The organism is Rhodoferax sp. LS1P39 (assembly GCF_056521425.1).
Genome location: NZ_JBWMAV010000004.1, coordinates 280,455 through 294,703, shown reverse-complemented (window position 1 = coordinate 294,703; position 14,249 = coordinate 280,455). Strand labels below are relative to the sequence as shown.

General features: G+C 62.5%; 14 protein-coding genes. 10 read left to right on the top strand and 4 right to left on the bottom strand.

Features of this window, described 5'->3' with window-relative positions; genetic code table 11:
- Positions 1-39: 39 nt before the first annotated feature.
- On the bottom strand, positions 40-1,083 hold the full coding sequence (pstS, locus tag AC097O_RS09985) for a phosphate ABC transporter substrate-binding protein PstS (RefSeq protein ID WP_315183330.1): 1,044 nt from the start codon (positions 1,081-1,083) through the stop codon (positions 40-42).
- 179 nt (positions 1,084-1,262) lie between these two features.
- Between pstS and AC097O_RS09980 the strand changes: the two genes are divergently transcribed.
- From AC097O_RS09980 to AC097O_RS09935, 10 genes are all read left to right on the top strand, one after another.
- Positions 1,263-2,768: a Ppx/GppA phosphatase family protein gene (locus AC097O_RS09980; RefSeq protein ID WP_479592633.1), complete on the top strand. Its 1,506-nt coding sequence runs from the start codon at positions 1,263-1,265 to the stop codon at positions 2,766-2,768.
- A gap of 112 nt (positions 2,769-2,880) precedes the next feature.
- Positions 2,881-3,630 carry a PEP-CTERM/exosortase system-associated acyltransferase gene (locus tag AC097O_RS09975; RefSeq protein WP_479592632.1) on the top strand — a complete coding sequence of 250 codons (750 nt, stop codon included), beginning with the start codon at positions 2,881-2,883 and terminating at the stop codon, positions 3,628-3,630.
- Positions 3,631-3,727: 97 nt separating this feature from the next.
- Positions 3,728-4,519, top strand: a complete 792-nt coding sequence (locus AC097O_RS09970; RefSeq protein ID WP_479589391.1) for a sulfite exporter TauE/SafE family protein — start codon at positions 3,728-3,730, stop codon at positions 4,517-4,519.
- Positions 4,520-4,554: 35 nt separating this feature from the next.
- The gene (locus AC097O_RS09965; protein WP_479592631.1) at positions 4,555-6,333 is read left to right on the top strand and encodes a nitrite/sulfite reductase; all 1,779 of its coding nucleotides are present in this window, start codon (positions 4,555-4,557) and stop codon (positions 6,331-6,333) included.
- 11 nt (positions 6,334-6,344) lie between these two features.
- A complete protein-coding gene (locus AC097O_RS09960) occupies positions 6,345-6,773 on the top strand; it encodes a DUF934 domain-containing protein (protein WP_479589315.1) in 429 nt (142 codons plus the stop codon).
- A gap of 15 nt (positions 6,774-6,788) precedes the next feature.
- Positions 6,789-7,412 carry a phosphoadenosine phosphosulfate reductase domain-containing protein gene (locus AC097O_RS09955; RefSeq protein ID WP_479592630.1) on the top strand — a complete coding sequence of 208 codons (624 nt, stop codon included), beginning with the start codon at positions 6,789-6,791 and terminating at the stop codon, positions 7,410-7,412.
- Between the two features lie 12 nt (positions 7,413-7,424).
- Positions 7,425-8,369, top strand: coding sequence for a sulfate adenylyltransferase subunit CysD (cysD, locus tag AC097O_RS09950; RefSeq protein WP_479592629.1), 945 nt, complete (start codon positions 7,425-7,427; stop codon positions 8,367-8,369).
- Positions 8,369-9,682, top strand: a complete 1,314-nt coding sequence (locus AC097O_RS09945; protein WP_479592628.1) for a sulfate adenylyltransferase subunit 1 — start codon at positions 8,369-8,371, stop codon at positions 9,680-9,682. The genes cysD and AC097O_RS09945 overlap by 1 nt, the downstream gene beginning before the upstream one ends.
- 49 nt (positions 9,683-9,731) lie before the next feature.
- On the top strand, positions 9,732-10,061 hold the full coding sequence (gene fdxA / locus AC097O_RS09940) for a ferredoxin FdxA (RefSeq protein WP_315183348.1): 330 nt from the start codon (positions 9,732-9,734) through the stop codon (positions 10,059-10,061).
- Entirely contained in the window at positions 10,062-11,090 is a 1,029-nt protein-coding gene (locus AC097O_RS09935; protein ID WP_479592627.1) for an NAD(P)/FAD-dependent oxidoreductase, read from the top strand. It begins immediately after the preceding gene.
- Between the two features lies 1 nt (position 11,091).
- Here the strand turns inward: AC097O_RS09935 and AC097O_RS09930 are convergent, their stop codons facing one another.
- The 3 genes from AC097O_RS09930 to cysS form a co-directional block, all read right to left on the bottom strand.
- Entirely contained in the window at positions 11,092-12,069 is a 978-nt protein-coding gene (locus AC097O_RS09930) for an acetyl-CoA carboxylase carboxyltransferase subunit alpha (RefSeq protein ID WP_479592626.1), read from the bottom strand.
- Positions 12,070-12,080: 11 nt separating this feature from the next.
- A complete protein-coding gene (locus tag AC097O_RS09925; protein WP_479592650.1) occupies positions 12,081-12,740 on the bottom strand; it encodes a DNA-3-methyladenine glycosylase family protein in 660 nt (219 codons plus the stop codon).
- A 64-nt stretch (positions 12,741-12,804) separates the two neighbouring features.
- Positions 12,805-14,178, bottom strand: coding sequence for a cysteine--tRNA ligase (cysS, locus tag AC097O_RS09920; RefSeq protein WP_479592625.1), 1,374 nt, complete (start codon positions 14,176-14,178; stop codon positions 12,805-12,807).
- Positions 14,179-14,249 lie beyond the last annotated feature (71 nt).

The following is a 14,249-nucleotide window of genomic DNA, read 5'->3' as shown; positions in this document are numbered from 1 at the left end:
GTTTTGCTCCTTTGTCCTGGGTATTGCGTGTATCGGTGCTTACTTGATAGCGACGGGCTTGCCAGCAGCATCCGTCACCTGGCCCCAGGCCTTTTCGATCGAAGCCACTACAGGAGGAGGCAGGGGCACGTAGTCCAGATCGTCAGCAATCTTGGTACCATTTTTGTAGGCCCAGTTGAAGAACTTGAAGACTTCGGTGGCGTTGGCAGGCTTGTCCTGCTTGGTGTGCATCAAGATGAAGGTGGCGGTAGAGATAGGCCAAGCTTCTTTACCCGGCTGGTCGGTGATCAGTTGGTAGAACGACTTGCTCCAGTCAGCACCCGCTGCGGCAGCGGCAAATGCGGTATCGCTAGGGGCCACAAACACGCCATCACGGTTCTTCAACAAGGCGTAGGTCATCTTGTTTTGCTTGACATACGCGTACTCGACGTAGCCGATGGAATTAGGCAGGCGGTTCACAAATGCAGCCACACCTTCATTGCCCTTGCCACCTGCGCCGACTGGCCAGTTCACGGCTGTGCCCTCGCCCACTTTTTCTTTCCACTCGGGGTGGACACGGCTCAGGTAATTGGTGAAGTTGAAAGTGGTGCCCGAACCATCGGCACGGCGCACTGGCGAAATGGCGGCATCTGGCAACGGCACGCCAGGATTCAGCGCCACCAGCGCAGCGTCGTTCCACTTGGTGATCTTGCCCAGGAAAATATCGCCCAGCACCTGGCCGTTCAGCTTCAGCTGACCGGGAGCAATGCCCTTGATGTTGACCACCGGCACCGTGCCGCCGATGACAGCGGGAAACTGCATCTGGCCCTTGGCCTTCAGCACGTCGTCGGTCTGGGGCATGTCGGAGGCACCGAAATCCACCGTCTTGGAGTCGATCTGTTTGATACCTGCGCCGGAGCCAACAGATTGGTAGTTGATCTTGACACCGGTGGCCTTGTTGTACTCGGCAGCCCATTTGGAATACACGGGTGCAGGGAAGGTGGCACCGGCACCGGTAATCTCTTGGGCGCTGGCGAAACCGGCAAAAGACAAGGCAGCCGAACCAGCCAGGCTGGCCATGGCGATTTTGAAACGAACTTGCATCAGAAGACCCTTTGGGTGAGTTGAAACCTATCGAACCGATGCCATGGTTTACCGTACGGGTAAACCATGGCGACTCATCGACTTTAAGAAGCTTGTGTGACAGGAATGTGACAAATGTGCCCGCATCTTGCACGCGTTATGGGTGCTATGCTGCGCCCACTCAAAAAAGCGGCTACGCCATGCAAAACGGAACTCTCATCGCCGCCCTGGACCTGGGCTCCAACAGCTTTCGCCTGGAAATCGGCCGCCTGGACCACGGGCAAATCCACCGCACCGAATACCTGAAAGAAACCGTCCGCCAGGGCAATGGCCTGGACGAGAACCGCAACCTCAGCCAGGAGGCCATGCAGCGCGGCTGGGATTGCCTGGCCCGCTTTGGCGAACGCCTGGCGGGCTTCGAGCGCCACCAGGTGCGGGCAGTCGCTACCCAAACCCTGCGCGAAGCCCGCAACCGCGACGTTTTTTTGGCCAAGGCGCACGAGGTGCTGGGCTTTCCCATTGACGTGATTCCGGGCCGCGAAGAAGCCCGCTTGATCTACCAGGGCGTGGCCCGGCTGCTACCGCAGTCGGACGAGAGGCGGTTGGTGGTGGATATTGGCGGACGCTCCACCGAAATGATCCTGGGCCAAGGCGTTGAGGCCACGGTGATGGAGTCTTTCCGGGTGGGTAGCGTGGCCTGGTCGATGAAATACTTTCCCAACGGCCAATTCACCCGCGATGCCTTCCGGATTGCCGAAATTGCCGCCAAAGCGGTACTCGACGAAGCCCTGAACGCCTACCGCCGCGACACCTGGGACGTGGCCTATGGGTCATCCGGCACCGTGGGCGCGGTCGGCGACATCCTGCATGCCGCAGGCTGGCCGCTGAACCTCATCACCCGCGAAGGCCTGGACTGGATCAGCGACCGCCTGCTGAAAGCCCAAAGCGTCGAAAAATTGCGCATCGAAGGCATGAAAGATGACCGCAAACTGGTGATTGGCGGCGGCATCAGCGTGCTGCGCGCCGTGTTTGACCTGCTGGGCATCGACGAGATGCACGCCGCCGACGGTGCTTTGCGCCACGGTGTGTTGTACGACCTGGTGGCGCGCGGCCAGGAGGAAACCGACCTGCGGGCCGTCTCGGTGCAGCGCATGGCCAGCCGCTTCGGCGTGGACATCCAGCAAGCCCAGCGTGTGGCCAAGCTCGCTTGCACCTTGTACGGCCAGTTGCAAACCGGTACGGGTGTGGCCGCCAGCGAAGTCGTCCGCCAGCAGCGCAAGCTCAACTGGGCCGGTCAATTGCATGAAATTGGCTGCCAAATCTCGCACCAGGACCATCACAAACACGGTGCCTACATTCTGGAGAACGCAGACGCGCCGGGCTTTGCCCTGCTGGAACTGCACCGCCTGAGCCAACTGGTGCTGGGCCATCGCGGCAAGTTGCGCAAGCTGGAGCTGGATTTTGGCGACGCGGCCTTCATGCAGCAGTTGCTGTGCTTGCGGATGGCCACCATGCTGTGCCATGCCCGCCGCGACCCCGACACCACCGGCCTGGAACTGCGCGTGGACCCCGCGCTGGCCAGCCAGTTTGTGCTGTCCACCCGCCCCGGCTGGGCGCAGGCCTTCCCCCAGTCGGCCCACCTGCTGCGCGAAGAAGCCCAGGCTTGGCAAAAAACACCCTGGTCGTTGCAACTTTCGGAAGCATGAATGTGACTTCGTGCGGCAAATCGTCAAAAATATTTTTGCAAAACCCCTGTAAAGCCTGCGTAAAGTGTGTACGGTTGTAACTTAACCCTTTTCCACATCCCGCAAGGCCCGTATGTCAGACACCCCCCGCCCCAACCTGGGCGATGGCTACAAGCAGTATTTTGAAATTGCGCCTGCGTTGGAGCCCGACCGCGTCAACGATGTGTTTTTTATCCGCCACGATGTCTATGCCCGCGAACTTGGCTTCGAGTCCGTGCGCGAAGACCAGCGCGAAACCGACAAATATGACTACCGCTCCCAGCACTGCCTGGTGCGCAGCGCCGATGGCACGCGTCTGGCGGGCTGCGCCCGGTTGGTACTCACCGACCCCGCCTACCCCGCTGCGCCGCTGCCGTTTGAGCTAACCTGCAAAAACACGCTGGACCGCAGCATCATCGACCCCGCCCTGCAACCGCGTGGCCGCATCGCCGAGGTGTCCCGGCTGGCGGTGATGTCGGAGTTCCGCCGACGCAAGGGCGAACAGCAAACCGAAGCCACCATTTCCGACCAGGATTTCGGCGACCAGAAGCAGCCCCGTTTTCCCTACCTGCCCGTCAGCCTGTACATCGGTGCCGTCTTGATGGCCAAGCGCCACGGCATTGAGACCCTGTTCACCCTTACCGAACCCCGCTTGGCCGAGCACTTTGGCAAACTTGGGGTCAACATCATCCCCATCGGTGGCCCGGTAGAGCACCGCGGCCAGCGTGTGCCCTCGATGCTGCGGGTGGACGAGGTGTACCGGGGCTTGCGCCTGATGGTGCGGCCTTTGTGGCACACCATCGACGCACAACTCAACGCGGCGTATGCCCAATCCCCAGGCTGAACAGCCAGTTTCGTTATTTCCAAATATGCTAAACGGCATATTGGTAGAACAATAAAGTAGTTTGGAATAGGGTGGCGGGCTTTTATAGTCGCGCCCTATGCAAGATTTAGCGTTTGTTTTTGCCGGTTTTTTTGTCGGCTTCGTGGTGGGATTGACCGGTGTGGGCGGCGGCTCGCTCATGACCCCCATCCTGATCTTCTTTTTCGGCATGAAGCCCTACCTGGCCATCGGCACCGATCTGCTGTTCGCCTGCTTCACCAAGATGGGCGGCACGATCAAGATGGCCCGCTCGCGCATGGTCAACTGGCGTATCGTTGGCACACTGTGTGCAGGCAGCATCCCGGCTTCGCTACTCACCCTGTGGGTCTTGCACACCCTGGGCCCTGCCAACGCCCAGGTGCAAAAAGCCATGACCACCACCCTGGGCGTGGCCTTGCTGCTCACCGCCGCTGCCACTCTGTACAAAAGCATCCGTGGCAAATCAACTCCTCGCAACATCAGCGCGGAGAACATGGCCGCAGCCGAGCGCCCGCGCCACTGGAGCCTGCCGCTGCTGTTTGGCGCTTTCATCGGCACGCTGGTCACGCTCACCTCGGTAGGTGCAGGCGCCATCGGTGTCACGGTGCTGATGCTGCTGTACCCGCTGCTGCCGCTGCAGCGCATTGTGGCCGCCGACATCGCCTACGCCGTGCCCCTGACCCTGGTGGCGGGCCTGGGCCACGCCGGGCTGGGCTCGGTCGATTGGCCGCTGCTGGCCAAGCTGCTGGTGGGCTCGCTGCCCGGTATCTGGCTGGGTTCGCACCTGATGCTCAAAACCTCGGACCGCGTGATCCGCGGCCTGCTGTCCCTGCTGCTAGCTTATGCAGGCACCAAGTTACTCGCACTTTAAAATCGCAGGTTGCCCTGCCCCACGACCGTAAAAAAATGTACCAATACACTGAATTCGACAAACAGTTCGTCAAACTGCGCGCCGCCCAATTCCGCGACCAGCTGGAACGCTGGCAAGGCGGCACCCTGGCCGAAGACGAATTCCGCCCGCTTCGCCTGCAAAACGGCTGGTACGTACAGCGTTTTGCGCCCATGCTGCGCGTGGCCGTGCCCTACGGCGAGCTGTCCAGCGCCCAGCTGCGCGTGCTGGCCACCATCGCCCGCGACTATGACAAAAAAGACGCGCACGACCTCAGCAAGGCCAACCCCGGCCTGAGCGACCTGCACAGCCTGCCCAGCGCCTGCGCCCACTTCACCACCCGCCAGAACGTCCAGTTCAACTGGATTCCGCTGGACAAGAGTGCCGACGTGATGGACCTGCTGGCCAGCGTGCACCTGCACGGCATCCAGACCAGCGGCAACTGCATCCGCAACACTACCAGCGACGAGCGCGCCGGGATTGCCGAGGATGAAATCGCCGACCCCCGCCCGCTGGCCGAAATCATCCGCCAGTGGAGCACGCTGCACCCCGAGTTCGCGTTTTTGCCACGCAAGTTCAAGATCGCCATCGTCGGAGCTACCGACGACCGCGCTGCCACCGCCTGGCACGACGTGGGCCTGCATGTTTTGAAGAACGAAGCCGGTGAAGTGGGCCTGCGCGTGATGGTCGGCGGCGGCATGGGCCGTACCCCGGTGCTGGGCACGGTGATCCGCAGCTTTTTACCGTGGAACCAGATCCTCAACTACCTGGAAGCCGTGGTCCGCGTGTACAACCGCTGGGGCCGCCGCGACAATATCTACAAGGCGCGCATCAAGATTTTGGTCAAGGCCGAGGGCCAGCGCTATATCGACGAGGTGGAAGCCGAGTTCCAGCAGATCCTGACCGTGGACGGCGCGCCGCACACCATCGCCCAGTCGGAACTAGACCGCGTGACCGCCTGCTTTGTGCCCCCGGCCAGCCGCGTCGGCACCCTGCCCGCCTTGGCCAACCCGGTCGCCGCCCCGGTGGACGACAAGGACTACACCCGCTGGTTGAAACAAAACGTGGCCGCGCACCAAAACCCGCTGCTGCGCTCGGTGACGCTGTCGTTCAAGCGCCTGGGCTACTCGCCCGGCGACGCCACCGGCGACCAGCTAGACCTGTCGGCCGACCTGGCCGACCGCTACAGCGCCGGTGAAACCCGCGTCACCCACGACCAGAACCTGGTGCTGCCCTGGGTGCGCGCCGACGAGCTGCCCGCGCTGTACGCAGAGGCCAAGGCCGCTGGCTTGGCCCGCGCCAACATCCGCCTGCTGACCGACATGATCGTCTGCCCCGGCGGCGATTTTTGCGCGCTGGCCAACGCCCGCTCGCTGCCGATTTCCGAGGCCATCAGCCAGCGCTACCAGGACATGGACGAGCTGCACGACCTGGGCGAAATCGACGTGCACATGAGTGGCTGCATCAACTCCTGCGGCCACCACCACAGTGCCCACATCGGCATTCTGGGCGTGGACAAGGACGGGCAAGAGTGGTATCAGGTGACGCTGGCGGGCTCGGACGGCTCCAACCTCAGCGGTGCCCCCGCCATCGGCAAGGTCGTCGGCCCATCCTTCAGCGCCGCCGAGGTGCCCGAAGTCATCGAAGCCGTGCTGGACACCTACCGCGCCACCCGCACCAGCGGAGAGGCCTTCATCGACACCTTGCGCCGCGTCGGCCAGGACCCGTTCAAACTGGCCGCCAACGCCGCCCGCACCAGCACCGCCCGCGCCCCCCGCGCTGCGGCAGAAGCCTGAAAGCCATCACTATGAAAATAATAGCTGCTACCGCCCATACCATCAGCGCTGAGGGCCAAAAAGACCAAGTATCCCTGGCCAACGATGCAGACCCGCGCACGCTGGATTTGGCGGGCATCACCCGCATCGACCTGCACTTCCCCAAGTTCACCGATGGTCGCGCCTACAGCCAGGCCTTTTTGCTGCGCCGCCGCCTGGGCTACACCGGCGAAATCCGCGCCACCGGCGACGTGCTGATCGACCAGCTGGTGCAAATGCAGCGCAGTGGTTTCACCGTGGCCGTGCTGCGCGAAGGCGTGGATGCCAGCGCCGCCCAGCGCCAATTTGACCGCTTTGAAGGTTTCTACCAGGGCGATGCCGTCCACGTAGAGCCGCACTTTGCCGAAACCGACCACTCCGCGGCCTATGGCGCTGAGCTGGCGCGCCAAGACTCGTACTGATTGGAGCAAGACACCATGAGCACCCTCAACCTTGCACAAATCAATACGGATCTCGGCCGCGACGCACCTGCACTGGTGGAATGGGCCCTGGCCTTGGGCCAGCCCGCCATCGTCACCACCAACTTCCGCCCCTTCGAGGCGGTCATCCTGCACATGGTCACCCGCGTGAACCCCGATGTTCCCGTGGTGTGGATGGACAACGGCTACAACACCGAGGCCACCTACCGCTTTGTCGATGAAGTGACCCAGCGGCTCAAGCTCAACCTGCAGGTCTACCTGCCGCGCCGCTCGCGGGCGCACCGCGAGGCCGTGGACGGCCCCACACCCGCGCTGGACGACCCGCGCCACGCGGCCTTCACCGAAGAAGTGAAGCTGGAGCCTTTTGCCCGCGCCCTGCGCGAGACGGCACCCAAGGTCTGGTTCACCGCCCTGCGCGCCACCGACACCGCCGTGCGCGCCCAGATGGACCCGGTGAGCATCAACCCCGACGGCCTGATCAAGGTCGCGCCGCTGCTGCACTGGTCGTCCAAAGAGCTCTACCAGTACTGTGAAACCCACGGCCTGCCCAACAACTTCGACTATGTGGACCCCACCAAGGGTGACGACAACCGCGAGTGCGGCTTGCACCTTGCCCACTGAAACCTGCCCCCTATGAACTCCCAAGCTAACCAACACCACCTGAGCAACACCCACCTCGACGCGCTGGAAGAAGAAACCATCTTCATCCTGCGCGAAGTGGCGGCTGTGTTTGAACGCCCCACCCTGCTGTTTTCAGGCGGCAAAGACTCGCTGGTGCTGCTGAAATGCGCCGAAAAAGCCTTTGGCGCGAAGAACGTATCCACCGGCAGCGGCGGCATCCCCTATCCGCTGTTGATGATCGACACCGGCCACAACTTCCATGAGGTCACCGACTTCCGCGACTTCCGCGCCCAGGAGCTGGGTGCCGAGCTGATCGTGCGCAACGTCGAAGACTCGATGAAGCGCGGCACCGTGCGTCTGTCCCACCCCGGCGAAAGCCGCAACGTGCACCAGTCGGTCACGCTGCTGGAGGCCATCGAAGAATTCCGCTTTGACGCGCTGATCGGCGGTGCCCGCCGCGACGAAGAAAAAGCCCGCGCCAAGGAACGCATTTTTTCGCACCGCGACAGCTTCGGTCAATGGCAGCCCAAGGCCCAGCGCCCCGAGCTATGGACCCTGTTCAACACCCGCCTGCAGCCCGGCGAACACTTCCGCGTGTTCCCCATCAGCAACTGGACCGAGCTGGACGTGTGGCAATACATCGAACGCGAAAAAATCGCCCTGCCCTCGCTCTACTACACGCACAAACGCGAAGTGGTGGAGCGCAAGGGCCTGCTGGTGCCGGTGACCGACCTCACCCCCTTGAAGAGCGGCGAAACCGCCGAGATGCGCGACGTGCGTTTCCGCACCGTGGGCGACATTACCTGCACCTGCCCGGTGGACAGCTTTGCCGCCACCGCTGCCGACATCGTGATCGAAACCCTGGCCGCCGACGTGAGCGAACGCGGCGCAACCCGCATGGACGACAAGACATCAGAGGCTTCGATGGAGAAGCGCAAGAAAGACGGATACTTCTAATGAATGCTACTACTTCCATAGCTACTCCTGCAGGTACGACGAGCACGGGAGCCCTTTCCGCCTTGAAGTTCATCACCTGCGGTTCGGTCGATGACGGCAAGAGCACCCTGATTGGCCGCCTGCTGGTGGACACCAAGGCCGTGCTGCAAGACCACCTGGCGGGCGTGCAACGCCAGGGCGAAACCGACCTGGCCCTGCTGACCGACGGCCTCTCCGCCGAGCGCGAGCAAGGCATCACCATCGACGTGGCCTACCGCTACTTCAACACCGAAGACCGCAAATTCATCATCGGCGACGCGCCCGGCCACGAGCAGTACACCCGCAACATGGTGACGGCAGCCAGCAGCGCCGATGCCGCCGTGGTGCTGGTCGATGCCACCAAGCTCGATTGGAAAAACGCAGCCCTGGAGCTGCTGCCGCAAACCCGCCGCCACTCGCTGCTGTGCCATTTGCTGCGCGTGCCCAGCATCGTGTTTGCCATCAACAAGCTGGACGCGGTGGAAGACTCCGGCCTGGCGTTTGCCCACATCAGCGCCGCACTGAACAGCTTTGCCGCTGCCGCCGAGATTCCCGTCAAAGCCATCGTGCCGATTTCAGCCCTCAAGGGCTGGAACGTAGTCGAAGCCGGTCACAGCGAAAACCCCGACTGGTGCAATTACACCGGCCCTACCCTGCTACAGATTCTGGAGCAATTGCCCAGCACGCCCGCAGAAGTGGAGCAGCCCTTCGCCTTCCCGGTGCAGTGGGTGGAGAAGTTCTCGGCCAGCGCCGACACCAGCCAGGGCCGCCGCGTGTTCTGGGGCCGTGTAGCCACCGGCACAGTGGAAGTGGGCCAGGAAATCCGCATCTTGCCCAGCGGCCAAACCGCCACCGTGGCCCAGGTGCTGGACCACGCCCGCAACCCGAAAAGCGTGCTGGCAGGCAACAGCGCCGGTATCACGCTGGACCGCGAGGTCGATGTATCGCGTGGCGACTGGCTCCTGGCCCCTGGCCAGTTCGAAGCCAGCCGCGAGATCTCGGCCACCGTGGCCTGGATGGACGACGAACCCCTGGTCGCGGGCCGCGTCTACTGGGCGCTGCACGGCCACCGCTGGGTGAAAGCCAAGGTCAAGCGCATCGTGCACAAGCTGGACATCAACACCCTGGCCGAGGAAGATGCCACCGAGTTGCCGCCCAACGCCATCGGCCACGTCGAGCTGGCACTGCAAGAAGCGATTGCCACCCGGCCCTACACGCAGTCGCGTTCGCTGGGTGCCTTGGTTTTGGTCGATACTGCTTCGCACAAAACCTCAGCTGCCGTTTTGGTGCGCTAAGCATTCCACCCCTAGAATAACGGCTACTTTTTCGCCGCTCAAAAATACCATGACCCACGTCGTTTCTGAATCCTGTATCAAGTGCAAATACACCGACTGTGTGGACGTGTGCCCCGTGGACTGCTTCCGCGAAGGCCCGAACATGCTGGTCATCGACCCCGATGAATGCATCGATTGCGCCGTCTGCATCCCCGAGTGCCCGGCCAACGCCATCTACGCCGAAGAAGACATGCCCGCCGACCAGCTGGCCTTCATCCAGCTCAACGTCGAACTGGCCCGCGCCCAGGGCTGGAAGAGCATCACCAAACGCAAACCCGCGCTGGCCGATGCCGACGACTGGAAAGATGTGATGCCCAAGATCCAGTTGCTGGAGCGTTAATTGAACGAGACCGGGGCCGTCGTCATCGGCGCGGGCCCGGTTGGCCTGTTTCAAGTGTTCCAGCTCGGTCTGCTGGAAGTTCCCGTGCAGGTGATCGACGCGCTGCCCCATGCGGGCGGCCAGTGCATGGAGCTGTACCCCGACAAACCCATTTACGACATCCCCGGCACGCCCTCCACCTCCGGGCGGGCGCTGGCAGATGCCTTGCTCCAGCAAATCCAACCCTTCCAAACGCCTTTTCACCTCGGCCAGCAGGTCAACCAGATAGAGAAGCAGGCCGATGGCCGATTTCTGGTGGCCACCGACCAAGGCACGCAGTTTCTAGCGCCGGTGGTCATCATTGCCGCCGGTGTGGGCGCGTTCCAGCCCCGGCGCTTGAAGCTGGACGGCATCGAAGCCTTTGAAGGTGGGCAACTGCGTTACCACGCGGCACCTGCCGATGTGGCCGGGCTGGATGTGGTGGTGAATGGTGGCGACGAGGCCGCCTTGCATTGCGCCCTGCAATTGGCCGACCTGGATGCCAGGAGTGTCACCCTGCTGCACCGCCGGGACGTACTGCAAGCGCCCATGGCCGATATCGCCGAAATGCAAATGCTGGTAGCGGCCGGGCGTATGCGCTTCATGGTGGGGCAGATCACAGGCTTTGGCGCGGTGCAAGGCCGCCTGGCCCATCTGGAAGTCAGCGATGTAGATGCAACGCTGCACCGGCTGCCGGTCGATGCCCTGAGTGTCTTCCTGGGCCTGTCGCCCAAGCTGGGGCCGGTGGCAGACTGGGGTTTGGCGATGGAGCGCAAGCAGTTGCAGGTGGATACAGCCCGGTTTGAAACCAGCGTGCCCGGCATTTTTGCCGTAGGCGACATCAACACCTACCCGGGCAAGCAAAAACTCATTGTGTGCGGCTTCCACGAAGCCACGCTGGCGGCGTACGCGGCGGCACCGCTGGTGTTTCCGGGCAAGAAAATACCGTTCCAGTACACCACCACCTCCCCCCGGCTACACCAGCTGCTGGGGGTGGGGACACCGGCCTGAGTTACTTGCTTTCGGCCTTGGTGTCGGTGAAGCGGCCGTAGCTCTGCAGACGGTCGTAGCGGCGGTCCAGCAGTTCCTTGGTCTTCAGGTCGCTGACCTGGCGGTAGGCATCGTTCAGGGCGCGCTTCAGGAAGGCGGCCATCTGCTTGTGGTCGCGGTGTGCGCCGCCCACGGGCTCGTTCACGATCTTGTCGATCACGCCCAGGGCCTTGAGGCGGTGGGCGGTGATGCCCAGGGCTTCGGCGGCTTCGGAAGACTTGTCGGAGGTTTTCCACAGAATCGAGGCACAGCCTTCGGGGCTGATCACCGAGTAGATCGAGTACTGCAGCATCACCACCTGGTCGGCCACCGAAATGGCCAGCGCGCCGCCGGAGCCGCCTTCGCCGATGATAGTGGTGATGATGGGCACTTCCAGTTGCGCCATCTCGAAGATGTTGCGGCCAATGGCCTCGGACTGGCCGCGCTCTTCCGCGTCGATACCGGGGTAGGCACCGGGCGTATCCACAAAGGTGAACACCGGCAGGCCGAATTTCTCGGCGGTTTTCATCAGGCGCAAGGCCTTGCGGTAGCCCTCGGGCTTGGTCATGCCGAAGTTGCGCAGGCCGCGTTCCTTGGTGTCGCGGCCCTTTTGGTGGCCCAGCACCATGCAGGCCGTGCCGTTGAAGCGGGCCAAGCCGCCAACAATGCTCAGGTCGTCGGCAAAATGCCGGTCGCCGTGCAGTTCGACGAAATCGGTGAAGATTTCATTTACATAGTCCAGCGTGTAGGGGCGCTCGGCATGGCGGGCAATCTTGGTGATCTGCCAGGGCGTGAGCACGCTGTAGATGTCTTTGGTGAGCTGCTGGCTTTTCTTGCTGAGCTGGTCGATTTCTTCGGAGATATCGACGGCCGATTCGGTCTGCACATAGCGCAGCTCTTCGATTTTGGTTTCCAGGTCCGAGATGGGTTGCTCGAAGTCGAGAAATGTTCTTTTAGCCAAAGCTTTACTCCTTATTGTTTCGCATCCGGCGCGGGCACCGGTGCCAAAGACCGCCAAATATACCAAGTTGCCACGCTGCAAAACGGGGCCCAGGCGGCGGCCACTTCGCGGGCCTCGCTGCGGCTCACCGGGTCGCCGGAAAAGTAGTTCTGGCTGATGCCGTTGATCAGGCCCACGTCGTCCAGCGGCAGCACGTTGGGCCGCATCATGTGGAAGATCAAAAACATCTCGGCCGTCCAGCGGCCAATGCCGCGGATCGCCACCAGCTCGGCAATGATGGCCTCGTCGTCCATCTCTTCCCAGGCCTGCACATGCAGTTTGCCCGCATCGAAATGCAGGGCCAAGTCCACCAGGTATTCGACCTTGCGGGCACTCAGGCCCGCGGCGCGCATGTCGTCCACCTTGAGCTTGAGCACGTTTTGCGGTGCCATCTGCTCGGGCAACTTCACGAACTTGCCCCACACGGTTTGCGCCGCTTTTACCGAAATTTGCTGGCCCACCACGCTGCGCGCCAGGGTAGTGAAGGCATCGCCCCGGGTTTCCAGGCACACGTCGCCAAACTGCGGGATCAGGCGCTTCATCACCCGGTCTTTTTTGATGAGGTGCTTGCGCGCTTCGGTCCAGTAGGCGGGGGTGAATACTGCCGGGTTGGCAGCCGATTCACTTACTATCTTTTTAAGAGCTATCACTGCACGCCCCGCCAGCACAGGAGCCCTAAAACATCTACATTCTCCATCATGCCGCTTCCCAGGTGGTACCGCTGGCCGCGTCTTTCAACACGATGCCTTGGGCCAGCAGCAGCTGGCGGATGCGGTCGGCCTCGGCGAAGTTTTTGGCCGCTTTTGCCTCGGCGCGCTGGGCGATCAGGGCCAGGATGGCGCCGTCGTCGAGCCCGGCACCGGCTTGCAGAAATGCTTTAGGGTCACCTTGCAGCAGCCCCAGCGTGCCGCCCAGGGCCTGCAACAGTCCGGCGAGTTCGGCCGACTGCGTGCGGTTGACTTCAGAAGCTAAGTCAAACAGCACGGCCAGCGCTTCGGGCGTGCCAAAGTCTTCGTCCATGGCGGCTTTGAAACGGGCAGCGAAGGGCTGGGTCCAGTCAATGGCTACCGGTGCAGCAACCACCGAATCCAAAGCGGTGTACAGGCGTTTCAAGGCAGTGCGGGCATCAATCAGATGCGCATCGCTGTAGTTCAGCGGGCTGCGGTAGTGGGTGCGCACCAAGAAGAAGCGCAGGGTTTCCGCGTCAAATTTCTGCAGCACGTCGCGGATGGTGAAGAAGTTGCCCAGGCTCTTGGACATTTTTTCGTTGTCCACCCGCACAAAGCCGTTGTGCACCCAGAAGTTGGCCAGCCGCTTGCCGGACGCGCCTTCGCTCTGGGCGATTTCGTTCTCGTGGTGCGGAAACTGCAAATCGGCACCACCACCGTGGATGTCAAAGCTCTCGCCCAGGGTCTGGCAGGACATGGCCGAACACTCGATGTGCCAGCCGGGGCGGCCGGGGCCGAAATCGCTGGGCCAGATGGCATCGGCGGGCTCGGTGGGCTTGGCGGCCTTCCACAGCACAAAGTCCAGCGGGTCGTCCTTGCCGTCCAGCACCGCCACGCGCTCACCGGCGTGCAGCTCGTCCAGCGACTTGCCGGATAGCTGGCCGTAGCCGGGGAATTTGCGCACCGCAAAGTTCACATCGCCCTGGGGTGTGCGGTAGGCCAGGCCTTTGTGCTCCAGCGTGCCGATCAGGTTCAGCATCTGCGCCACGTACTCGGTGGCACGGGGCTCGACCGTGGGCGGCTGGATGCCCAGCAGGCCGATATCCTGGTGCATGGCCAGGGTCATCTCGTCGGTCAGGGCGCGGATGGTGATGCCGCGCTGCACGGCGCGGGCGATGATCTTGTCGTCGATGTCGGTGATGTTGCGCACATAGGTGACGCGCAGGCCGCTGACCTTGAGCCAGCGCTGCACCACGTCAAACGCCATCATCATGCGGGCGTGGCCGATGTGGCACAGGTCGTAGATGGTCATGCCGCACACATACATGCGCACATGGCCGGGCTCGATGGGTGAAAACTCTTCGGTGGCACGCGACAGCGTGTTGTAAATGCGCAAACTCATGGAATCTAATAATGCCGCAGAACGCAAAAGGGCTCAACGGGGGGTGTCAGTGGGTGGGGAGCGGTAGCCGG

Bases quoted from the DNA above. Each gene is read 5' to 3' on its own strand.
- cysS (WP_479592625.1), bottom strand. From the start codon at position 14,178: ATGAGTTTGCGCATTTACAACACGCTGTCGCGTGCCACCGAAGAGTTT.
- AC097O_RS09965 (WP_479592631.1), top strand. From the start codon at position 4,555: ATGTACCAATACACTGAATTCGACAAACAGTTCGTCAAACTGCGCGCC.
- pstS (WP_315183330.1), bottom strand. From the start codon at position 1,083: ATGCAAGTTCGTTTCAAAATCGCCATGGCCAGCCTGGCTGGTTCGGCT.
- AC097O_RS09955 (WP_479592630.1), top strand. From the start codon at position 6,789: ATGAGCACCCTCAACCTTGCACAAATCAATACGGATCTCGGCCGCGAC.
- AC097O_RS09970 (WP_479589391.1), top strand. From the start codon at position 3,728: ATGCAAGATTTAGCGTTTGTTTTTGCCGGTTTTTTTGTCGGCTTCGTG.
- AC097O_RS09980 (WP_479592633.1), top strand. From the start codon at position 1,263: ATGCAAAACGGAACTCTCATCGCCGCCCTGGACCTGGGCTCCAACAGC.
- AC097O_RS09960 (WP_479589315.1), top strand. From the start codon at position 6,345: ATGAAAATAATAGCTGCTACCGCCCATACCATCAGCGCTGAGGGCCAA.
- AC097O_RS09945 (WP_479592628.1), top strand. From the start codon at position 8,369: ATGAATGCTACTACTTCCATAGCTACTCCTGCAGGTACGACGAGCACG.
- fdxA (WP_315183348.1), top strand. From the start codon at position 9,732: ATGACCCACGTCGTTTCTGAATCCTGTATCAAGTGCAAATACACCGAC.
- AC097O_RS09975 (WP_479592632.1), top strand. From the start codon at position 2,881: ATGTCAGACACCCCCCGCCCCAACCTGGGCGATGGCTACAAGCAGTAT.
- cysD (WP_479592629.1), top strand. From the start codon at position 7,425: ATGAACTCCCAAGCTAACCAACACCACCTGAGCAACACCCACCTCGAC.